This window comes from Burkholderiales bacterium (assembly GCA_015075645.1).
In the GTDB taxonomy this organism is placed as follows: domain Bacteria; phylum Pseudomonadota; class Gammaproteobacteria; order Burkholderiales; family Casimicrobiaceae; genus VBCG01.
Map to the genome: position 1 here is coordinate 600488 of JABTUF010000004.1, position 20680 is coordinate 621167.

19 protein-coding genes are annotated in these 20680 nt (G+C 70.5%); 10 read left to right on the plus strand and 9 right to left on the minus strand.

The window, feature by feature from the left end:
* The first annotated feature begins 11 nt into the window (after window positions 1-11).
* From pyrE to HS109_12980, 5 genes are all read left to right on the plus strand, one after another.
* On the plus strand, window positions 12-650 hold the full coding sequence (pyrE, locus tag HS109_12960) for an orotate phosphoribosyltransferase (protein ID MBE7523280.1): 639 nt from the start codon (window positions 12-14) through the stop codon (window positions 648-650).
* Window positions 651-654: 4 nt separating this feature from the next.
* Window positions 655-1320 (plus strand): DUF4124 domain-containing protein, encoded by a 666-nt coding sequence (locus HS109_12965; protein ID MBE7523281.1) that lies wholly within the window; start codon window positions 655-657, stop codon window positions 1318-1320.
* Between the two features lie 79 nt (window positions 1321-1399).
* On the plus strand, window positions 1400-3064 hold the full coding sequence (ettA, locus tag HS109_12970) for an energy-dependent translational throttle protein EttA (GenBank protein MBE7523282.1): 1665 nt from the start codon (window positions 1400-1402) through the stop codon (window positions 3062-3064).
* A gap of 4 nt (window positions 3065-3068) precedes the next feature.
* The gene (locus HS109_12975; protein ID MBE7523283.1) at window positions 3069-3554 is read left to right on the plus strand and encodes a DUF456 family protein; all 486 of its coding nucleotides are present in this window, start codon (window positions 3069-3071) and stop codon (window positions 3552-3554) included.
* Between the two features lie 148 nt (window positions 3555-3702).
* Window positions 3703-4140 carry a DUF3592 domain-containing protein gene (locus HS109_12980; protein ID MBE7523284.1) on the plus strand — a complete coding sequence of 146 codons (438 nt, stop codon included), beginning with the start codon at window positions 3703-3705 and terminating at the stop codon, window positions 4138-4140.
* 42 nt (window positions 4141-4182) lie between these two features.
* Here HS109_12980 and gatB read toward each other — a convergent pair whose 3' ends face one another.
* The 6 genes from gatB to gatC form a co-directional block, all read right to left on the minus strand.
* The gene (gene gatB / locus HS109_12985) at window positions 4183-5790 is read right to left on the minus strand and encodes an Asp-tRNA(Asn)/Glu-tRNA(Gln) amidotransferase subunit GatB (protein MBE7523285.1); all 1608 of its coding nucleotides are present in this window, start codon (window positions 5788-5790) and stop codon (window positions 4183-4185) included.
* Between the two features lie 9 nt (window positions 5791-5799).
* Window positions 5800-6912 (minus strand): ABC transporter ATP-binding protein, encoded by a 1113-nt coding sequence (locus HS109_12990; GenBank protein MBE7523286.1) that lies wholly within the window; start codon window positions 6910-6912, stop codon window positions 5800-5802.
* Window positions 6909-8627: an iron ABC transporter permease gene (locus HS109_12995; GenBank protein ID MBE7523287.1), complete on the minus strand. Its 1719-nt coding sequence runs from the start codon at window positions 8625-8627 to the stop codon at window positions 6909-6911. The genes HS109_12990 and HS109_12995 overlap by 4 nt, the downstream gene beginning before the upstream one ends.
* 52 nt (window positions 8628-8679) lie before the next feature.
* On the minus strand, window positions 8680-9984 hold the full coding sequence (locus tag HS109_13000; protein MBE7523288.1) for an extracellular solute-binding protein: 1305 nt from the start codon (window positions 9982-9984) through the stop codon (window positions 8680-8682).
* A gap of 87 nt (window positions 9985-10071) precedes the next feature.
* Window positions 10072-11544 (minus strand): Asp-tRNA(Asn)/Glu-tRNA(Gln) amidotransferase subunit GatA, encoded by a 1473-nt coding sequence (gene gatA / locus HS109_13005; protein MBE7523289.1) that lies wholly within the window; start codon window positions 11542-11544, stop codon window positions 10072-10074.
* Window positions 11545-11581: 37 nt separating this feature from the next.
* On the minus strand, window positions 11582-11869 hold the full coding sequence (gene gatC / locus HS109_13010) for an Asp-tRNA(Asn)/Glu-tRNA(Gln) amidotransferase subunit GatC (protein MBE7523290.1): 288 nt from the start codon (window positions 11867-11869) through the stop codon (window positions 11582-11584).
* A 204-nt stretch (window positions 11870-12073) separates the two neighbouring features.
* Between gatC and HS109_13015 the strand changes: the two genes are divergently transcribed.
* The 5 genes from HS109_13015 (at window position 12074) to rodA (ending at window position 17805) form a co-directional block, all read left to right on the plus strand.
* Window positions 12074-13117, plus strand: coding sequence for a rod shape-determining protein (locus tag HS109_13015; protein MBE7523291.1), 1044 nt, complete (start codon window positions 12074-12076; stop codon window positions 13115-13117).
* Between the two features lie 93 nt (window positions 13118-13210).
* Window positions 13211-14134: a rod shape-determining protein MreC gene (gene mreC / locus HS109_13020; protein ID MBE7523292.1), complete on the plus strand. Its 924-nt coding sequence runs from the start codon at window positions 13211-13213 to the stop codon at window positions 14132-14134.
* A gap of 47 nt (window positions 14135-14181) precedes the next feature.
* Window positions 14182-14673, plus strand: a complete 492-nt coding sequence (gene mreD / locus HS109_13025; GenBank protein ID MBE7523293.1) for a rod shape-determining protein MreD — start codon at window positions 14182-14184, stop codon at window positions 14671-14673.
* Between the two features lie 31 nt (window positions 14674-14704).
* Entirely contained in the window at window positions 14705-16684 is a 1980-nt protein-coding gene (mrdA, locus tag HS109_13030; GenBank protein ID MBE7523294.1) for a penicillin-binding protein 2, read from the plus strand.
* Window positions 16684-17805 (plus strand): rod shape-determining protein RodA, encoded by a 1122-nt coding sequence (rodA, locus tag HS109_13035; GenBank protein ID MBE7523295.1) that lies wholly within the window; start codon window positions 16684-16686, stop codon window positions 17803-17805. The genes mrdA and rodA overlap by 1 nt, the downstream gene beginning before the upstream one ends.
* 820 nt (window positions 17806-18625) lie before the next feature.
* On the opposite strand, the gene HS109_13040 is transcribed toward rodA, so the two are convergent.
* The 3 genes from HS109_13040 to HS109_13050 form a co-directional block, all read right to left on the minus strand.
* Complete coding sequence (locus HS109_13040) at window positions 18626-19795, minus strand: ketoacyl-ACP synthase III (protein MBE7523296.1); 1170 nt, start codon at window positions 19793-19795, stop codon at window positions 18626-18628.
* Between the two features lie 117 nt (window positions 19796-19912).
* Window positions 19913-20104, minus strand: coding sequence for a hypothetical protein (locus HS109_13045; protein MBE7523297.1), 192 nt, complete (start codon window positions 20102-20104; stop codon window positions 19913-19915).
* 78 nt (window positions 20105-20182) lie between these two features.
* Window positions 20183-20599, minus strand: coding sequence for a DUF2784 domain-containing protein (locus HS109_13050; GenBank protein MBE7523298.1), 417 nt, complete (start codon window positions 20597-20599; stop codon window positions 20183-20185).
* Window positions 20600-20680 lie beyond the last annotated feature (81 nt).

Consider the following 20680-nt stretch of genomic DNA (forward strand, 5'->3'; position numbering starts at 1 on the left):
AGGCGGTTCGGATGGAGGATTTCCGGCAGGCGTTCCTCGCGTTCTGCGTGGCACGTGACGTGCTTCGATTCGGGGACTTCGTCACCAAGGCGGGACGCAGGACACCCTATTTCTTCAACGCGGGCCGGTTCGACGACGGCGAGAGCCTGCGCCGCCTGGGCGGCTTCTACGCCAAGGCGCTCCTCGCCTCCGACATGGCCTGCGACCAGTTGTTCGGGCCGGCGTACAAGGGCATCCCCCTGGCGTCGGCCACCGCCATTGCGCTCGCCGAAATGGGTCACAATCTGCCCTGGAGCTTCAACCGCAAGGAGGCGAAGGACCACGGGGAAGGCGGCAGCGTCGTCGGCGCGCCGCTGGCCGGGCGCGTGGTGATCGTCGACGACGTGATCACCGCCGGCACCTCGGTGCGCGAATCGGTCGACCTCATCCGCAACCACGGCGCGAACCCCGCGGGGGTTCTGATCGCGTTGGATCGCATGGAGCGCGGCACCGGGGCGCAGTCGGCCGTGGCCGAGGTGCGCGAGCGATTCGGGATCCCGGTGACGGCGATCGCGACGCTCGACGACGTGATGGCGTTCCTCGCGGCGCGCTCGGACCTCGCGCGGTGGCGCGGCGCGGTCGACGCGTACCGCGCGGACTACGGAGCCTGACACGATGAATCGCCGGGTGCTCGTTCGGGTGGAATGCGCGGCAGCGGCGGTCGCGTTGTCGCTCGGCCTGTCGGGCGGCGCGTCCGCGCAGCAGCTCTACAAGTGGACCGACGAGAAGGGCGCGGTCCACTACACCGACAAGGCGCCCGATCCGGGACGCGCCGGGACCGTTCTCGACAAGCAGGGCCGCCCGGTCAGCCGGATCGAAGGCGCGCCCACGCCCGAGCAGGCGCGTGCCCGCGAGGTCGAGGACGAGAAGCGCCGCGCGTTGGCCAGGGAGGAAGAGGCCGAGGCCCGCCGCAACCGCGCGATCCTGTCGTCCTACACGACGGAGGCCGAGATCGATCTCGCGCGCGCGCGCGCGGCGGCGACCGTCGAGACGCAGCTCCAGTCGGCGCAGGCCTACATGGCGCAGCTCACCAAGCGCAAGCAGGACATCGACGCGCGCAAGGCGCGTTTCGGCGACAAGCCGATCCCGCCGCAGCTCGAAGCCGACAGCGCCGCGGTCGACGCGGAGTTCGCGAAGAACCGCGACCTCGTCCTCCAGAAGAAGCGCGAGCTCGCGGCGGTGATCGCGCGCTACGACGCCGACAAGGAGCGCTGGCGCGAGTTGAAGGCGCAGGAGACCGGCGGCCCGCAGGCGAGCCGCGGCGCGACCGCGAAGAAGTAGATCGCGCCTCCGGATGGCCGCGGTCCGCCGCGGTGCGATAATCGCGGGTTCCGGACCGCTTCTTCCGCAAGGCTCCCCGATGGCGCAGTACGTGTACACGATGAACCGCGTGGGCAAGGTCGTTCCGCCCAAGCGGCAGATCCTGAAGGACATCTCGCTGTCCTTCTTCCCCGGCGCGAAGATCGGCGTGCTCGGCCTGAACGGCTCGGGCAAGTCGAGCCTGTTGCGCATCATGGCCGGCGTCGACCGCGAGTTCGAGGGCGAGGCGGTGCCGATGCCCGACCTGAAGATCGGCTTCCTGCCGCAGGAGCCGCAGCTCGACCCGACGAAGACGGTGCGCGAGGCGGTCGAGGAGGGGATGAGCGAGGTGCTCGGCGCGCAGAAGCGCCTCGAGGAGGTGTACGCCGCCTACGCCGAGGACGGCGCCGACTTCGACGCGCTCGCCGCCGAGCAGGCGAAGCTCGAGGCGATCATCGCGACCTCGGGCGCGGACGCGAGCGTGCAGATGGAGATCGCCGCCGACGCGCTGCGCCTGCCGCCTTGGGACGCGAAGATCGCGAACCTCTCCGGCGGCGAGAAGCGCCGCGTCGCGCTGTGCCGGCTGCTCCTGTCGAAGCCCGACATGCTGCTCCTGGACGAGCCGACCAACCACCTCGACGCCGAGAGCGTCGAGTGGCTCGAGCAATTCCTGCAGAAGTTCCCCGGCACCGTGATCGCGGTGACGCACGATCGTTACTTCCTCGACAACGCCGCCGAGTGGATCCTCGAACTCGACCGCGGCTACGGCATCCCGTGGAAGGGGAACTACAGCTCGTGGCTCGAACAGAAGGAAGCGCGGCTCGCCACGGAGGCGAAGCAGGAGGAGGCGCGCATCAAGGCGATGGCGCGCGAACTCGAGTGGGTGCGCAAGGGCGCGAAGGGCCGCCAGGCGAAGAACAAGGCGCGCATCCAGCGCTTCGAGGAGCTCTCGTCGTACGAGCATCAGAAACGCAACGAGACCAACGAGATCTTCGTGCCGGTGGGCGAGCGCCTCGGCGGCCAGGTGATCGAGTTCGACAACGTCACCAAGGCGTTCGGCGACCGCGTGCTGATCGACGACCTGTCGTTCAAGATTCCGCCCGGCGCGATCGTCGGCATCATCGGCCCGAACGGCGCGGGCAAGACGACGCTCTTCCGGCTCATCACCGGCAAGGAGAAGCCCGACAGCGGCACGATCACCATCGGCCACACGGCGCAGATCGCGGTGGTCGACCAGTCGCGCGACGCCCTGCCCAACGACAAGACCGCCTGGGAGGCGATCTCCGGCGGCCTCGACATCCTGACCATCGGCCGCTTCGAGATTCCCTCGCGCGCCTACCTCGGCCGCTTCAACTTCCGCGGGTCCGATCAGCAGAAGGTCGTCGGCACGCTCTCGGGCGGCGAGCGCGGCCGGCTGCATCTCGCGAAGACGCTGCTCGCGGGCGCGAACGTGCTGCTGCTCGACGAACCGTCCAACGACCTCGACGTCGAGACGCTGCGCGCGCTCGAGGACGCGCTCGCCGAGTTTCCCGGCAGCGTGCTCGTCATCTCGCACGATCGGTGGTTCCTCGACCGCATCGCCACCCACATCCTCGCCGCCGAGGACGACTCGAAGTGGGTCTTCGTCGAGGGCAACTACCGCGACTACGAGGACGACAAGAGGAAGCGGCTGGGCGAGGAGGGCGCGAAGCCCCACCGACCGCGCTACAAGCCGCTGATGGCCTGACCGGATGACGGCCCTGCTCTGGGCGCTCTCCGCCGCGATGATCGCCATCGGCGTCGCCGGCACCGTCCTGCCCGCGCTCCCGGGGCCGACGTTCGTGTTCGGCGGCATCCTGCTCGCGGCGTGGATCGACGACTTCGCTCGGATTCCCGGCTGGGCCGTGGTCGTGGCGGGGGTGCTCACCGCGGTCACCTGGGTGATCGACGTGGCGTCGAGCGCCGCAGGAGCGAAGCGCGTCGGCGCGAGCCCCTGGGCGATCGCCGGCGCCGCCGTCGGGACGGTCGCCGGCGTGTTCACCGGACTCGTGGGGCTCCTGTTCCTGCCGCTCGCCGGCGCGGCGATCGGCGAATACCTCGCGAAGCGCGACTTCCTCGTCGCCGGCAAGGCGGGGCTCGCCACGTGGCTCGGACTGCTGATCGGGACTGCGCTCAAGGTCGCGATCGTGTTCGTGATGCTCGGGCTCTTCGCGGCGTCGCTCCTCGTCACCTTCTGATGCTCGTGCGCGGTGCCCGGCCCGCGCCGGGACGGCGCGTCGTCCCCGCGCGTGCGGCCGCGTCCGGAGCCGGGGTGTTGCCGTCCACCAGAGCGGCGCGCATCATCGTGCGCGTTCGCCCATCGGGCTTCGCGGGAGGGGGAGAGCGATGAACTGGATGATGTGGCTGGTGCTCGGTATCGGGGTGATCGCGCTCCTGTCGGGCGCGCTGATGGCGGTGATGCGCGTGCGGACGATCTACTTCGGTTCCAAGGCCGAAGGCAAGGTCGTCGGGCATTCGGAATCGACGTCGTCGTCGTCGAGCGGCGGCTCGACGCGGTTCAAGACCCTCTACGCGCCGATCGTCGAGTTCTCGTTCAACGGGAAGAAGTTCAAGTTCACCTCGTCGCTGTCGACGCAGGACAAGCTCGCCGAAGGATCGACGGTGCTCGTGCGCTTCCTGCCCGACCAGCCCGACCTGAGCGCCGAGATCGGCACGGGCGTGCGCATGTGGGGATTCCCGATCCTGTCGCTCGTCGTCGGATCGGTCTTCATCCTCGCCGCCCTGTGGGGCGGCGGGCTGCTCGGCGGGAAGCCCCCGGCGTAGCGAGGTCCGCGAGTCCAGGCACGCGCCTCGCCGCGAGGACGGTCAGGCGCCGAGTTTGCGCTTGAGGAGCGCGTTGACCTGCGCCGGATTGGCCTTGCCCTTCGAGGCGGCCATTGCCTTGCCGACCAGCGCGTTGAACGCCTTCTCCTTGCCGGCGCGGAACTCGGCGACGATCGAAGGATTCGCGGCGACGACCTCGTCGATGAGCGCGGCGATCGCGCCTTCGTCGGAGATCTGTCGCAGACCCTTCGCGGCGATGATCGCGTCGGCGAGCCCCGCTCCGAGGCCGGTGGCGGGTAGGTGCCCGGCGCCTTGCGCCTCCTCCGCCTTCACGCCGGCCTCCCACATCTCGGCGAACACGTCCTTCGCGATTTTGCCCGAAATCGTGCCGTCGGCGACGCGCTTCAGGAGCCCCGCGAGCGAGACCGGCGACACCGGCGAGGCTTCGATCTCGCGCTCGGAACGGTTGAGCGCCGCGGCGAGTTCGCCCAGCATCCAGTTCGCGGCGGCGCGCGGTTCCGCGCCCGCGGCGACGGCGGCCTCGTAGAAGTCGGCGAGCGCGCGGCTCGCGACGAGCGCCGTCGCGTCGGCGACCGGCAGCCCGTAGTGCGGACGCTGCGCCGAGACCTGCAGCGCGAGGCTCGACTCCTCGAAGACGCGATCGTCGAGCCCCGAGCGGTCGACGCCGCCCTCCGCTTTCGCGAGCGCGACCAGGTGCTCGCTCGAGGTGGCCGAGAAGCGCAGCTTGCGCAACTCCGGCAACTCGGGCATCTCCTCGCGCACGCGCTCGATCCACGCGGCGTCGATCGAAAGCGGCGGCAGGTCCGGGTCGGGGAAGTACCGGTAGTCCTGCGCGTCCTCCTTGCTCCTCATCGGGCGCGTCTCGTTGCGTTCCGGGTCGTAGAGGCGTGTCTCCTGCACGACCTCGCCGCCGTCCTCGATCAGCGCGACCTGGCGGCGCGCCTCGTAGTCGATCGCCTGCTGCATGAACCGGAAGCTGTTCAGGTTCTTGATCTCGCAGCGGGTGCCGAGCGGATCGCCCGGATGGCGCACCGACACGTTCGCGTCGCAGCGGAAGCTTCCCTCCTGCATGTTGCCGTCGCAGATGCCGATCCAGCGCACGAGCGTGTGCAGCGCCTTCGCGTACGCCACGGCCTCGTCGGAGGAGCGGAGATCCGGCTCGCTCACGATCTCGAGGAGCGGCGTGCCGGCGCGGTTCAAGTCGATGCCGGACATGCCGTGGTAGTCCTCGTGCAGGCTCTTGCCCGCGTCCTCCTCGAGATGCGCGCGGGTGAGCCGCACGCGCATCGCGCCGCGCGTGGGCGACACGATGTCGACGCCGCCGCCCGCGACGACGGGGATCTCGTACTGCGAGATCTGGTAGCCCTTCGGCAGGTCGGGATAGAAGTAGTTCTTGCGCGCGAAGACGCTCTTCGCGTTGATCGTGCCGCCGACCGCGAGGCCGAAGCGGATCGCGCGCTCGACCGCGCCGCGGTTGGGCACCGGCAGCACGCCCGGAAGCGCGAGATCGACCGCCGAGGCCTGGGTGTTCGGCGCGGCGCCGAACGCGGTCGACGCGCCGGAGAAGATCTTCGAGGCGGTCGAGAGCTGGGCGTGGGTTTCGAGCCCGATGACGATTTCCCAGGTCATCGGCGAATTCTACCCGCCCGGCTCGAGCGCGAAGATCTCCCCGGACGCCACGCGGAACCGGTGCCGGGTCCCTTCGGCGAGCGTCGCGTGGTGCCGCGCGTGGGCGAGGTCCGCGTGGATCGTCGCCGGTCCGGCGCGAAGTTCGTAGCGGATGAACTCGCCGAGGAACCGCTCGGCCCTGACCTCCGCCGTGAAGTCGAGGGCACCGGTGGCGCCGCCGTCCGCGGTCACGAGTTCGACCGCATGCGGGCGGAAGGCGAGGGTCACGCGGTCGCCGGCGATCGCGTCGCGCACGCGCGCGGCGGGCAGCGCGAACTCGCCGGCGCCGTCCGGCGCGAGGCGCACGGTCTCGCCGTTCGCGGCGAGCACGCGCGCGTCGACGAGATTGATCGACCCGACGAACTCGGCGACGAAGCGGTTGGCCGGGTCGTCGAAGAGTTCGCGCGGCGCGCCGACCTGCTGGATCGCGCCGGCGTCGAGCACCGCGAGGCGATCGGCGAGGATCATCGCCTCCTGCTGGTCGTGGGTGACGAACACCGTGGTGAGGTCGAGCTGGCGCTGCAGGCGCTTCAATTCGAGGCCGGTGGCCGAACGCAGCTTCGCGTCGAGGTTCGACAGCGGCTCGTCCAGCAGCAGCACCGTCGGCGCGACCGCGAGCGTGCGCGCGATCGCCACGCGCTGCTGCTGGCCGCCGGAGAGCTGGCCGGGACGCCGGTCCGCGAACGCCTGGAGCCCGACCAGTTCCAGCATCTCGCCCACGCGCTCGCGGATCTTCTCGCGCGGCCAGCGCCGCTCCTCGAGCCCGAACGCGACGTTGCGCGCGACGGTGAGGTGCGGCCACAGCGCGTAGTTCTGGAACACCATGCCGACGTCGCGCTTCCACGGTGGCAGCGCGGCGACGTCGCGCGTGCCGATGCGCACCACGCCGCGCTGCGCGACGTTGAATCCGGCGATCAGGCGCAGCAGCGTCGACTTGCCCGACCCGGACGGGCCGAGGAGCGCGAAGAACTCGCCCGGGCGGATCGAGAGCGAGATGTCGCGCAGGACCGGCGTGTCGCCGTAGGCGAGGTGCACGCCCTCGATGTCGATGCCGATCGCGCGGGTTTGCGGGGCGGGAGTCATGGGGCGGGGGGCGCCGAGCCGGCGGCGCGCTTCTCGAGGATGCGGTGCGACCACCAGGTGCCGAGCCCGACGATCGCCACCGCGATCACGCCGAGCGCCGCGGCGGGGCCGCGGGTGGCGATGCTCTGGTTGTACAGGTAGATGCCGTAGGAGATCGGCGCGAGCGACTCGCGCGTGACGAGCAGGATCGTCGCCGACAGCTCGACCGACGCGGTGATGAAGCTCGTGACGAAGCCGGCGAGGATGCCGCCGGACATCAGCGGCACGACGATGCGCCGCACGGTGCGCCAGCGGTCGGCGCCGAGCGCCTGCGCGGCCTCCTCGAGCGAGTGGTGGACCTGCTCGAGCGCCGCGACGCAGGAGCGCACCGCGTAGGGCAGCCGGCGCACCGAGTAGGCGAGCATGATCGCGAGCCAGGTCGCGGTGAACGCGCCCATGCCGAACGGCAGCTCGAGGCCGCGGAAGGCGCGCAGGTAGCCGATCGCGAGCACGAGGCCGGGGATCGCGAGCGCGGCGGAGGCGCCCCAGTCGAGCCACCGCCGGCCGGGAAGCTTCGTGCGCAGCACGAGCCACGCGATGGCGACGCCGATCACGACGTCGATCGCGGCCGCGAGCCCGCTGTAGAGCAGCGTGTTGCCGATCATGCGGCTCGAATCCGAGAGCACGGTCGCGTAGTGCGCGAGGGTGAACGACTCGGGCAGCACCGAGAAGCTCCACACGCGCGAGATCGACAGCAGCAGGATGCCGACGTGCGGCGAGAGCACGAGGAGGAGGACGAGCAGCACGAATCCGTACGCCGCGGCTCCGCGCCAGCCTTCGAGCGGGCGCCGCACGGTGGCGCTGCCGCCGCGGGTGAGCGTCGCGTAGTCGCGCCCGCGGGTGACCCGTGCGGCGAGCGCGAGCGCGGCGATCGAGAACGCGATCATGATCACCGCGATCACGTAGCCGACCGGGTCCTCGAGGCCCACCGAGGTGATGCGCAGGTACGCCTGCGGGGCCAGCATGTTGGTGACGTTCAGCACCAGCGGAGTGCCGAGGTCGTCGAACACCTTGACGAAGACCAGCGAGGCGCCCGCGACGTAGCCGGGCAGCGCGAGCGGGAACACGACGCGGCGGAACAGGCCGAAGCCGTGCGCGCCGAGGTTCTGCGCCGCCTCCTCCATCGCGCCGTCGATGTTGCGCATCGCCGCGATCAGGTTCAGCAGGATGAACGGAAAATAGTGCAGGCCCTCGACGAACACCACGCCGTTCAGCCCGTCCATGAACGGGATGCGGAAGCCGAACGCGTTGTTGAGGACGAGGTTCACCGAGCCGTTGCGGCCGAAGATGAGCTGCATCGCGACCGCGCCGACGAACGGGGGCATGATGAGCGGCAGCACGCCGAGCGTCTGCACCAGCGCGCTGCCGCGGAACCGGAACCGCACGGTCAGGTAGGCGAGCGGCACCGCGAAGAACGTGGCGAGCACCACCGACGCCAGCGCCACGACCACGCTGTTGACGAACGACTCGCGCATCAGCGACAGCGAGAAGAACGCCGTGAAGTGCGCCGGCGTCAGGCGGCCCTCGCCGTCGACGAACGCGGTGTGCAGCACCGTGGCGATCGGCCACAGCAGCAGCACGCCGATGAAGGCCGCGACCAGCGCGGCGAGGAGCCACGCGCCGGCGGGAACGGCGTGCCCCGACGCCCGTGCGCGGCCGAGGACGGTGGCGTTCACCCCGCGCGCCGGCCGGTGCGCGCCGGCGGCGGAGTGAACGCGGGGGAGGCGATCACTTCACCGCGTTGGCGAGTTCGACCGCGCGCGCGTAGTTCGCGCGCGCCCGCGTGGACCACTCGTCCTCGACCTGCGCGCGGCGCTTGCTCGCCTCGGCGTTCTTCTTGTCGGCCGAGAACACCGCGTTCAGCGCCTTGTCGCCCGCCTGCTTCTCGTCGATCGGCGGGGAGAACGCGAGCTTGCGCGCCTCGTCGAGTTGCGGGCTCGACCGGCCGCCCAGGCGCTTCTGCGCTTCGTGGATCGCGCGCGTGGCCTCGACGAGTTCCTTGTGGCGGAAGGTGATCGTCTGGTCGAACAGCGCGCGCACCACGTAGTAGCGCGATTCCGACAGGTTGGAATCGAAGTTGACCTTCGCCTGGATCTTGCCGGCGAAAGGATTGGGGTAGCCCGCGGGAGCCTTCGCGTAGGTCGCCGGCAGCACCGGCAGACGGCTGATCGCCTTGTCGAGGAGCAACTGCTGGCCTTCGTCGGAGAGCGTGTAGGCGATGAAGCGCTTGCCCGCCTCCGGCGACTTCGAGCCTTCGACGAGCCCGATGTTCGCCGGCACGATCGCGGTGACCGACGGGTAGACGAAGTCGGTCGGCAGGCCCGAGTACTTGGCGGCCAGCCCGAAGAAGTCGACGACGAGCCCGTACCCGAACTGGCCGTTGGCCACGCCTTCCGGTACGCCGAAGCTGCGCTCGGTGATCGCCGCGCTGTTCCCGGAGATGGCGAGGATCTGCGCCCAGCCGTTCTGCCAGCCTTCGCCCTGCAGGATGGTCTCGACCGTGAGGTGCGTGGTGCCCGAGCGCGACGGGCTGCTGATCGCGACGTGGCCGAAGAACTCGGGCCGCGCGAGGTCCGCCCACTCGTTCGCCACCGGCAGCTTGTTCGCCGCGAGGTAGCGCGTGTTCCACATGATGCCGTAGCCCGCGAGCGCCTGGCCGTAGTAGAAGCCTTCCGGGTCGTTGATCGGGTAGCTGCCGATCTTCGCGGGCACCGCGGGATTGGCGATGTTCGCCTTCTGCAGGAGCTTCGCCGCCGACAGCACCTCGAAGGCGTCGGGCGCGGAGGCCCAGAACACCTCGGGCCGGCTGCCCGCGGCCTGCTCGCGGACGTACGCGATGCCCGCGGCCGTGTTCTTGTTCAGGATCTCGAGCTTGTCGTTGGGGAACTTCGCCTCGTACGCCTTCTTGTAGGCCGCGGTGAGTTCCTTCGGGAACGACGTGATCACGGTGATGGTGTCCGCGGCGGCGAGCGTCGCGAACGCGAGCGTGCAGGCGAATCCCGCCGCGGCGGCGGCGCGAAGGCGAAACGGCATGGCGTCCTCCCGAACATGCGCCGGCGCGAGAGCGGCTCGGCTGCCGGACGATTCTATCAGCCTGTCGCGGCCGCGCTCGGGGCGCGGTCAGGTCGCCTTCGGGCGGCGGAGGTGCCAGTCGGTCGCCTGCTGGAAGCGGTGCGCGACGTCGAGGAGGCGCGCCTCGGCGAAGTAGTCGCCCTGGATCTGCAGGCCGATCGGGAGACCCGACCGGGTGAAGCCGCAGGGAATCGAGATGGCCGGCGCCCCGGTGAGGTTCGCGGCGATCGTGAAAATGTCGTTCAGGTACATCTGCACCGGGTCGTCGGCCTTCGCGCCGAAACGGAACGCGGGCGAGGGCGCGGTCGGTCCCATGATCACGTCGCATTCGCGCCACGCGCGGGCGAAGTCGTCGGCGATCAGCCGGCGCACCTTCTGCGCCTTCAGGTAGTAGGCGTCGTAGTAGCCGTGCGAGAGCACGTAGGTGCCCACGAGGATGCGGCGCTTCACCTCGGCGCCGAAACCCTCGGCGCGGGTCTTGCGGTACATGTCGTCGAGGTCGTCGTAGCGCGCGGCGCGGTGGCCGTAGCGCACGCCGTCGAAGCGCGAGAGGTTCGACGACGCCTCGGCGGGCGCGATCACGTAGTAGACCGGCACCGACAGTTTCACCGCCGGAAGCCCGATCTCGACCGTGCGCGCGCCGAGCCGGCGGAACTCCGCGAGCGCCGCCTCGATCGCGGCGGCGACCTCGGGGTCGTTGCCCGCGCCGAAGTATTCGCGCGGAAGCCCGATCCGCAAGCCCTCGAGCGGCGCCTCGCGCGCGGGCGTGCGCAACTCGCGCGCGTAGTCCTCGCGCGGGCGATCGAGCGAGGTCGCGTCGCGCGGATCGTGGCCGGCCATCGCGTTCAGGAGCAGCGCGCAGTCCTCGGAGGTCTGCGCGAACACGCCGGGCGTGTCGAGGCTGGATGCGAACGCGACGAGGCCGTAGCGCGACGCGATGCCGTAGGTGGGCTTCAGTCCGCAGATGCCCGACAGCGAGGCGGGCTGGCGGATCGAGCCGCCGGTGTCGGTGCCGGTCGCCGCCGGGACGAGCCGCGCGGCGACCGCGGCCGCCGAGCCGCCCGAACTGCCGCCCGGCACGTAGTCCGGGTTCCACGGATTGCGGACCGGGCCGAAGTACGAGGTCTCGTTCGACGAGCCCATCGCGAACTCGTCCATGTTCGTCTTGCCGACGAGCACGGTGCCCGCGCGTTTCAGCGCCTCGACGACGTGCGCGTCGTAGGGCGCGACGAACCGCTCGAGCATGCGCGAACTGCAGGTGGTGCGCAGCCCCGCGGTCATGAACACGTCCTTGTGCGCGATCGGCACGCCGGCGAGCGTGCCCGCCTCGCCGCGCGAGCGCGCCGCATCTGCCGCGCGCGCCTGCGCGAGCGCGCCTTCCGCATCGACGGTCACGAACGCGTTGAGCGCGGACCCGAGCTTCGCGATGCGCGCGAGGGCGTCGTGCGCGAGTTCGACCGCGGAGACCTCGCGCGCGTCGAGGCGCGCGAGGACGCCGGCGACGGTGTCGTTCGTGCTCATGAGGGGCGTCGCGCGGCGACTGGCCTGGAGGAGTCCATCACTCCACGACGCGCGGGACGAGGTAGAGCCCGTCCTCGACCGCCGGGGCCACCTGCTGGAAGCGCTCGCGCTGGTCGGTCTCGGTCACGCGGTCCTCGCGCAGCGCGAGCACCACGTCCTGCGCGTGCGACATCGGCTCCACCCCGGTCGTGTCGACCGCCTGCAGTTCGTCGATCATCGCGAAGATGGTCTCGAGCTTGGCGTGCACCTCGCGGGCCGCCTGCGCGTCGATCTCGATCCGCGCGAGCGTGGCGATGCGCGAGATGTCGTCGAGCGTGAGCTTCATCGGGGCGATTCGGGAAGGGGCGGGTCCGGGGCCCGGGTCTGCGGCCGCATGCGGCGGCGCAGCAAACACCGGAAAACCGCACATTTTCAGAACGGTAGCCCGCTTGCCTAGAGTATCATAGCCGACCAGTCCGGACGGCTGCCGCCCCGTGGATCTCCGCAGGGCCGCCTGCGCGACCGTCCCCGCACGAAAGACGCTCCGTCGATGTTCGAGTTCTTCAAAGGCTACTTCTCCACCGACCTCGCGATCGACCTCGGCACCGCGAACACGCTGATCTACGTGCGCGGCCGCGGCATCGTGCTCGACGAGCCCTCGGTGGTCGCGATCCGCCAGGAAGGCGGTCCCAACGGCAAGAAGGTGATCCAGGAGGTCGGCCTCGCGGCGAAGCAGATGCTCGGCCGCACGCCGGGCAACATCACCGCGATCCGGCCGATGAAGGACGGCGTCATCGCCGACTTCACCGTCACCGAGCAGATGCTGAAGCAGTTCATCAAGAAAGTGCTCGACTCGCGCCTGTTCTCGCCGTCCCCGCGCATCATCATCTGCGTGCCCTGCGGCTCCACCCAGGTCGAGCGGCGCGCGATCCGTGAGTCCGCGCTCGGCGCCGGCGCGTCGAAGGTCTACCTGATCGAGGAGCCGATGGCCGCCGCGATCGGCGCCGACCTCCCGATCTCGGACGCGACCGGCTCGATGGTCGTGGACATCGGCGGCGGCACGACCGAGGTCGGCGTGATCTCGCTGGGCGGCATGGTGTACTCGGGCAGCGTGCGCGTCGGCGGCGACAAGTTCGACGAGTCGATCGTCAACTACATCCGCCGCAACTACGGGATGCTGATCGGCGAGACCACCGCCGAGCAGATCAAGAAGACGATCGGCAGCGCGTTCCCGGGCTCCGAGGTGCGCGAGATGGAAGTGAAGGGCCGCAACCTCGCCGAGGGCATTCCGCGCAGCTTCACCGTGTCGTCGAACGAGATCCTCGAGGCGCTGACCGATCCGCTGAACAGCATCGTCTCCGCGGTGAAGAGCGCGCTCGAGCGCACGCCGCCGGAACTCGGCGCCGACATCGCCGAACGCGGCATGGCGTTGACCGGCGGCGGCGCGCTCCTGCGCGACCTCGACCGCCTGCTGATGGAGGAGACCGGGCTGCCGGTGATCGTGGCCGAGGACCCGCTCACCTGCGTGGTGCGCGGCTGCGGCAAGGCGCTCGAGAACATGGACAAGCTGCAGACCATCTTCACGTCGGACTGATCAATGGGGTCAGACTCGATTGACAGGGGGTAGGAGCATTCGGTGACTCGAGTTCGCCGCCTGGTCAATCGAGTCTGACCTCATTGACCCCACATGCGTCCGATTCCCGCCGAGCCGCTGCCGTTCTTCCACCGCGGACCCTCGCCGGTCGCGCGGCTCGCGTTCTTCGGATTCGCCTCGATCGTGCTGATGTTCGTCGACGCGCGCTACAAGACGCTCGAGGACATCCGCCACGTCGCCGGAACCGTGCTGTTCCCGCTGCAGCGCCTGGTGCGCATGCCGGGCGAGGCCATCGACGGGCTCGCCGCGTACTTCGCGAGCAAGCACGACCTCGAGGCGGAGAACACGCGGCTCAAGACCGAACTGATCGCGCAGGCGCCCGCCGCGCAGGGCTACGCCGCCGCGCGCGACGAGGTCGCGAAGCTCAAGGCATTGCGCGACATCCGCGCGCAGGCGGCGCCGGGATCGGTGATCGTGCACGTGCTCTACGCAGGGCGCGATCCGTTCGCGCAGAAGCTCTTCGTGAGCCCGGGCGCCGAGGCGGGCATCGTGCCCGGCAGCGCGGTGATCGACGAGCGCGGCGTCGTGGGGCAGGTCACGCGCGTGCACCCGACGATGGCCGAGGTGACGCTCGTCACCGACAAGGACCACGCGGTGCCGGTGAAGGTCGAGCGCAGCGGCGTGCGCAGCGTGCTCTACGGCGCCGGCACCGGCCGCTCGCCCGAACTCCGCTTCATGCCGCCGTCCGCCGACATCCGCGCGGGCGACCGTCTCGTGACCTCCGGACTCGACGGCACCTATCCGGCGGGGCTCGCCGTCGCGCAAGTGCTCGAGGTCGAGCGCGACGCCGGCAGGATGTTCGCGCGCATCGCCGCGGCGCCGCTGGGCGGCGTCGACCGAAGCGAAACGCTGCTCGTGCTCGCGCCGCCGGCCGCGTTGCCGCCGCGCCCGGAGGAACCGGCCGACGCCGACGCAGCGCGCAAGGCCGGCCGCGGCAAGGGCAGGAAGGCGCCGTGAGGATCGCGGCGCGCGTGCCGCCGTTCACGCCGGCCCGGCCCGAGGAGATCCTCAGGCCGGCGAACTCCTGGTTCGTCGTGCTGACGCTCGCGCTCGCGCTCGTCGCCAACACGCTGCCGACCTCCGGCGTGGCGCTCGCGCTCAAGCCGGATTTCGTCGCGCTCGCGCTGCTCTACTGGTGCATCCAGGCGCCGCGCTACGTCGGCGTCGGCGTCGCGTGGACCGTCGGCCTCGTGATGGACGTGGTCGACGCCACGCTCTTCGGCCAGCACGCGCTCGCCTACGCGGTGTTGGCCTACGGCGCGGAGTTCTTCCGCCGCCGCGTGCTCCGCTTCCCGCTGTGGCAGCAGGCGGTGCAGGTCGCCGCGCTGCTCATGGCCTGCGCGGGGCTCGTGCTCGCGGTGCGCATGATCGGCGGCGCGCCGCTGCCGCGCTGGACCTACGTCGTCCCGCCGCTCGTCGGCGCGCTCTTGTGGCCGCTCCTGTCGGTGGTGCTGCAATGGCCGCAGCGTCCCTCGACGTCGTCGTCGAAGCTCTAGCGCCGCCGCAGCGTCCGCCGAATCCGCCGCCATGATCCGCCGCCGCCTGTTCTCCAGCCGCCGCCGCAGCCGCCACGCCGACTTCGGTTCGCGCGACCTCCGCAATCCGGAGAACGAGGTCCACCGCTACCGCACGCGCCTCGCGATCGCCGGCGGCGCGGTGCTCGTCGCCTTCGGGCTGCTCGTCGGCCGGTTCGTCTACCTGCAGGTCGCGCAGCACGAGCACTTCCGCACGCTCGCCGAGACCAACCGGATCGCGATCGTGCCGATCGCCCCCAACCGCGGCGTGATCACCGACCGCAACGGCGTCGTGCTCGCGCAGAGCTACTCGGCGTACACGCTCGAGATCCAGCCCTCGCGCGTGCGGAACCTCGACGCCACGATCGACGAACTCTCGACCATCGTCGACATCACGCCGCGCGACCGCAAGCGCTTCCGCAAGCTCCTGGACGAGTCGAAGAACTTCGAGAGCCTGCCGATCCGCACCAAGCTCACCGACGAGGAGGTCGCGCGCTTCGCGGTGAACCGCTACCGCTTCCCCGGCATCGAGGTCAAGGCGCGCCTGTTCCGCAACTACCCGTTCGGCGCGATCGCCTCGCACGCGATCGGCTACATCGGCCGCATCACCGACCGCGACCTCGCGCGCATCGCCGCGTGGGAGGAGAGCGCCGACTACAAGGGCACCGACACCATCGGCAAGGTCGGCATCGAACTCGCCTACGAGCGCGAACTGCACGGCACGACCGGCGTCGAGGAGGTCGAGGTCGACGCGGCGGGACGTGCGGTCCGGACGCTGTCGCGCGTGCCGCCGGTCGCCGGCAATAACCTGCACCTGTCGATCGACATCGCGCTGCAGTCGGCCGCCGAGGCGGCGTTCGGCGACCGGCGCGGCGCGCTCGTCGCGATCGAGCCCGCGACCGGCGACATCCTGGCGTTCGTCAGCCGGCCGGGCTATGACCCGAACCTGTTCGTCGACGGCATCGACTCGGCGTCGTGGCAGGAACTGAACGAATCGCCCGACAAGCCGCTGCTCAATCGCCCGCTGCGCGGCGCGTATCCGCCCGGCTCGACGATCAAGCCGTTCCTCGCGCTCGGCGCCCTCGCGTCCGGCAAGCGCACGGCGGCGCAGGCGATCTCGGACCCGGGATACTTCCAGCTCGCGGGCGCGGCGCACCGCTTCCGCGACGACAAGAAGGGCGGCCACGGGATGGTCGACATGACGAAGGCGATCGTCGTGTCATGCGACACCTATTTCTACCTGCTCGCGAACGACACCGACATCGACGACACCGCGCGGTTCATGTCGACGCTCGGCTTCGGCAAGCCGACCGGCGTCGACATCGAGGGCGAGCTCCCCGGCGTGCTGCCGTCGCGCGCGTGGAAGCGGCAACGTTTCGCCGGGGCGCAGTACCGCGAGGAGCACCGCAAGTGGTACCTCGGCGACTCGATCTCGGCCGGCATCGGGCAGGGCTACACCACGTTCACGCCGATCCAGCTGGCGCACGCGATCGCCGCGATCGCCAACGACGGCATCGCGTTCGAGCCGCACCTCGTGCAGCGGATCGAGGACGCGCGCACCGGCGAGGCGCGTGCAGTCGAGCGCCACGCGCCGATCGCCATCCCCGCCAAGCCGGAGCATCTCGCGGTGATCCGCCAGGCGCTCGAACTCGTCAACAAGGAAGGCACGAGCGCGAGCGCCTTCAGGGGCGCGCCGTACTCGAGCGGCGGCAAGACCGGCACCGCGCAGGTGTTCTCGCTCAAGGGCGAGGAGTACAAGGCGCACAAGGTCGACGAGCGGTTGCGCGACCACGCGTGGTACATCGCCTACGCGCCGGCCGACAAGCCGGTGATCGCGCTCGCCGTGCTGGTCGAGAACGGCGGCTTCGGCGCGCAGGCGGCCGCGCCGATCGCGCGGCAGGTGTTCGACTACTACCTGCTGGGGCTCAAGCGACAGGAGGCGGCGCCCTCCCTCGAAGGCCCGCTGCCCGACGCGGAAGACCAGAGCGACTGATGGAGCGCCGGCTCGACTTCTTCGACGCCGCCGGACGCCTCTGGGAGGTCCTGGTCCGGCGCATCGATCGTCCGCTCTTCGCGCTCGCGCTCGCGATCGTCGGCGTCGGCTTCGTCACGCTGTTCTCGGCCGCGGACCAGAGCGTCGCGCGCCTCACCAACCAGGCGATGAGCCTCTGCCTCGCGCTCGTCGCGATGTGGCTCCTCGCGAACATCCCGCCGCAGACGCTGGCGCGTGCGGCGCTGCCGCTCTACATCGCGGGGGTCGTGATGCTGGTCGCGGTCGCGCTCGCCGGCGTGGTCGTGAACGGGTCGCGCCGCTGGCTCGACCTCGGCGTCGTGCGCTTCCAGCCGTCCGAACTGATGAAGATCGCGCTGCCGCTGATGCTCGCGTGGTACTTCCAGAAGCGCGAAGGCAGGATCGGCTGGGCCGACTTCGTGCTCGCCACGCTCCTGATCGCGGTGCCGGCGTGGCTCGTCAAGCGGCAGCCCGACCTCGGCACCGGTCTCCTGCTGACGGCGTCGGGCTTCTACGTGCTGTTCCTCGCCGGATTGTCGTGGAAGGTGATCATGGGACTCGCCGCGATCGGCGCCGCCGCGGGTCCGTACCTGTGGACCCACCTGCAGGACTACCAGCGTCAGCGCATCCTCACCTTCCTCGACCCGTCGACCGATCCGCTGGGCGCCGGCTACCACACGACACAGGCGTCGATCGCGATCGGCTCGGGCGGCGTCGTCGGCAAGGGGTGGCTGAACGGCACGCAGGCGCACCTCGACTTCCTGCCCGAGAAGCACACCGACTTCATCTTCGCGGTGTTCGGCGAAGAATTCGGCCTGATCGGCAACGTGCTGCTCGTGATGCTCTACCTGGCGCTCGTCGCGCGGGCGATGATGATCGCGTCGAACGCCTCGACGCTGTTCGCGCGCCTGATCGCCGGCGCGGTGACGCTGATGCTGTTCACCTACGCGTTCGTGAACATGGGGATGGTGAGCGGCATCCTGCCGGTGGTGGGCGTGCCGCTGCCGTTCGTGAGCTACGGCGGCACCGCGATGGTGTCGCTCTTCATCGGGATCGGCATCCTGATGAGCGTGCAGGCGCACCGCAAGCTCGTGGCGAGCTGACCTGCGGAAGTCCGTTGACCGTTGACGGTTGACAGTAGCGACGGAGTCTCCGGTGGCGGCGCATGAAGCGCCGTTGCGGGGCCCTGGCAGGTCCGGCTTCATGTGATGCGTAATGACCAAATGCGTTGAGCGGTTCACGCCGATCGCGACTCACTCGCACCGTGACGACATGCGGATGCCGTGGAGGCACGCGAACCGCCGATCAGGGCGTCCTTTCGCCAGTGCGCCATCGGCGACCAACGCTGATCCCGGTCCGTTCGCGGACGTGGCTGTCGTCGAGACGTGGTTCGGGGGGCTGGATCCGATGTATCGCTATCGCTCGATCGCGGAGCGTGACAACGCGCGCTGCGCGTCACGCGCGTCCACGTTCCACCCTTGGTTCGGTCCTCGACACCGCATCGATCCGGCGTCCCCGCCCACCCTCCGCGCCGCTGTTGAGCACGCCGCCCGCGCCGGGCAGCGGCGCCGCGGTCTACCCACCAGCGCCCCCGGCCGCGCCGATCGCAACCCGGGCCGTCCACGAGGCCGATCCCCAATTAGGCCGTCAGACTGGTCGACCCATGCGGCCTTGGGCCAGGTCCGGCTTCAAGCCGGACGCCTTTCGCTCCGATCCGGCGAACCCCGTCAGACTGAAGTCTGACCCACGAGGATTGCGGGCGCCTCGGGGCTGTTGTGGGTCAGGCTTCAGCCTGACGCCTTTCGGTACGATCCGGCGAACCCCGTCAGACTGAAGTCTGACCCACGAGGATTCCGGGCGCCTCGGGGCTGTTGTGGGTCAGGCTTCAGCCTGACGCCTTTCGGTACGATTCGGCGAACCCCGTCAGACTGAAGTCTGACCTACGCCCCGAGAGACTTCCGGCGCGACGGCGGCGACCGACTCGGGAAACACAGGCCCGGCGAGCCCCTTCGCCGAACGCCCGCGCGAGTCCTTGCGCGCGCGCAGCGCGTTGACCATCTCGAGCGCCGTCTTCTCGCAGGGCGGCAGCTTCGCGTCCGAGCGGTCGATCGGCGTCACGCGCTCGCCGAAGCGGATGAGGTGCGAGCACCAGGTGAGGCCGGCGCCGAACGCGGGCGTGAGGATGCGCGCGCCGGGCTTCACGCGGCCTTCCTCGATCGCGTCGACGAGCGCGACCGGCACGGTCGCCGCCGACATGTTGCCGTACTTGTGCACGGTGACGAACACGCGCTCCATCGGCACGCCGACGCGTTTCGCGACGAACTCGATGATGCGCAGGTTCGCCTGGTGCGGCACGACGAGGTCGATGTCGCCGGCACCGAGGCCCGCCTTCGCGAGCACGTCGGCCGAGGCCTCGCTCATGCCGTGCACCGCGCGCTTGAAGATCTCCTGCCCGTCGAAGTCCCACAGCGTGTCGCCGTAGGAGACCTCGCGGTTCCCGTAGCCCGTGCCGTGGCCGCGCACGCGCAGGATGGCGCGCGCGTCGGCGTAGCAGCCGAGCCGGTCGGCGACGAGTCCCGCGTCGCCCTCGCCCGCCTGCAGCACGACCGCGGCGCAGCCGTCGCCGAAGAGCACGGCGACGTTGCGGTTCTCCCAGTCCATGAACGGCGAGATGGTCTCGACGCCGACGACGAGCGCGTTCTTCACCGTGCCCGCGCGGATCATGCCCGCGGCGGCTGACAGGCCGTAGAGGAAGCTGGTGCACGCGGTATTCACGTCCATTGCCGCGGCGTTGTGGGCGTCGAGGCGGAACTGGAGTCCCGAGGCGGTGTTGGGCACGGCCTCCTCGGCCGAACAACTGCCGTAGACGATGAGTTCGAGGTCCTTCGCGGAAAGGCCCGCGCAGGCGAGCGCGCGCGAGGCGGCGACGGCCGAGAGTTCGCTGCCCACGACGTGCGTCACGCGCCGCTCGCGGATGCCGGTCCGCTGCGTGATCCACGCGTCGTCGGTGTCGAGGAACGTCGCGAGATCCTCGTTGCGGAGCACGGCCGGGGGCATGCACTTGCCCCAGCCCGTGATGGCTGCCTGCGTCATCGTCCTCTCCCCCGTGCGGATGGCCCGCTCGCCGCGTCAGGTGCGGCGTGCGAGTCCGCCAGGGGCATTGTACGGCCGACGAAGAATCGTCCCCGCCCCGCGGGCGGAACCGGGTCGCTACTTCCGCCGGGCCGCGGAGCGCTTCGGCTTGCCGCGTGTGCGGCCCTTGCGGCGCACCGTCGGCGCGTCGGGCGCGGACGTTGCTTTCGGCGCTGCCGGCTCGTCGCCGATCACGCGCTTCAGCGGGCACACGCGAAACACCGGGCATCGACGGCATCCCACCGCGATCGCGATCGGGCAGAGGGTCACGGCCATGGGCGGAGGTGAGACTCCATCGGGGCGAAGGTTCCGACTGTGCGCCCGGGCGCGGCGCGTCGAAAGCCCCGGTCAGTCGCGGTGGCCGCCCGGGGTGACGCGGGCCCCGCCCAAACGCTCGCGCCGACGCGACCGGTGCCGAACGATCGCGACCGCGTAGATCGCGAGGTTCAGCGCGATGACGAATGCGCCGAGCACCGCCTGAAGGTCGTGCGTCAGTCCCGCCGGATAGAGGATCGGCATGACGTAGTGCTCGACGAAACCGCCGGTGTACCCGGCCTCGCCCGCGCGCCGGCGCAGCAGGTTCTCGAGCGGCGTCAGCGGACAGATCCGGCCGCTCAACTCGACGTAAGCGGCCCACGCGGCGGCCGGCACGTGCACGATCGCGTAGCGCAGGTCGCGCCACGCGAGCACGCCGCCGAGGCACGCGAACGCGATGAACGCGAGGTGCACGACGACGGTCGCGTCGGCGGCGAGGCGGTCGATCATGAGCGGGCGGGGCGGCACGGATCCCGGCGCATATCCGACGACGATCGTGCGCGCATTCGCGCGAAGATGCACCCGCGCGTG

What these genes read in the sequence shown, in the direction of transcription:
- pyrE (MBE7523280.1), top strand. Translation starts at nt 12, where the DNA reads ATGGAGGATTTCCGGCAGGCGTTCCTCGCGTTCTGCGTGGCACGTGAC.
- HS109_12965 (MBE7523281.1), top strand. Translation starts at nt 655, where the DNA reads ATGAATCGCCGGGTGCTCGTTCGGGTGGAATGCGCGGCAGCGGCGGTC.
- ettA (MBE7523282.1), top strand. Translation starts at nt 1,400, where the DNA reads ATGGCGCAGTACGTGTACACGATGAACCGCGTGGGCAAGGTCGTTCCG.
- HS109_12975 (MBE7523283.1), top strand. Translation starts at nt 3,069, where the DNA reads ATGACGGCCCTGCTCTGGGCGCTCTCCGCCGCGATGATCGCCATCGGC.
- HS109_12980 (MBE7523284.1), top strand. Translation starts at nt 3,703, where the DNA reads ATGAACTGGATGATGTGGCTGGTGCTCGGTATCGGGGTGATCGCGCTC.
- gatB (MBE7523285.1), bottom strand. Translation starts at nt 5,790, where the DNA reads ATGACCTGGGAAATCGTCATCGGGCTCGAAACCCACGCCCAGCTCTCG.
- HS109_12990 (MBE7523286.1), bottom strand. Translation starts at nt 6,912, where the DNA reads ATGACTCCCGCCCCGCAAACCCGCGCGATCGGCATCGACATCGAGGGC.
- HS109_13000 (MBE7523288.1), bottom strand. Translation starts at nt 9,984, where the DNA reads ATGCCGTTTCGCCTTCGCGCCGCCGCCGCGGCGGGATTCGCCTGCACG.
- gatA (MBE7523289.1), bottom strand. Translation starts at nt 11,544, where the DNA reads ATGAGCACGAACGACACCGTCGCCGGCGTCCTCGCGCGCCTCGACGCG.
- gatC (MBE7523290.1), bottom strand. Translation starts at nt 11,869, where the DNA reads ATGAAGCTCACGCTCGACGACATCTCGCGCATCGCCACGCTCGCGCGG.
- HS109_13015 (MBE7523291.1), top strand. Translation starts at nt 12,074, where the DNA reads ATGTTCGAGTTCTTCAAAGGCTACTTCTCCACCGACCTCGCGATCGAC.
- mreC (MBE7523292.1), top strand. Translation starts at nt 13,211, where the DNA reads ATGCGTCCGATTCCCGCCGAGCCGCTGCCGTTCTTCCACCGCGGACCC.
- mrdA (MBE7523294.1), top strand. Translation starts at nt 14,705, where the DNA reads ATGATCCGCCGCCGCCTGTTCTCCAGCCGCCGCCGCAGCCGCCACGCC.
- rodA (MBE7523295.1), top strand. Translation starts at nt 16,684, where the DNA reads ATGGAGCGCCGGCTCGACTTCTTCGACGCCGCCGGACGCCTCTGGGAG.
- HS109_13040 (MBE7523296.1), bottom strand. Translation starts at nt 19,795, where the DNA reads ATGACGCAGGCAGCCATCACGGGCTGGGGCAAGTGCATGCCCCCGGCC.
- HS109_13050 (MBE7523298.1), bottom strand. Translation starts at nt 20,599, where the DNA reads ATGATCGACCGCCTCGCCGCCGACGCGACCGTCGTCGTGCACCTCGCG.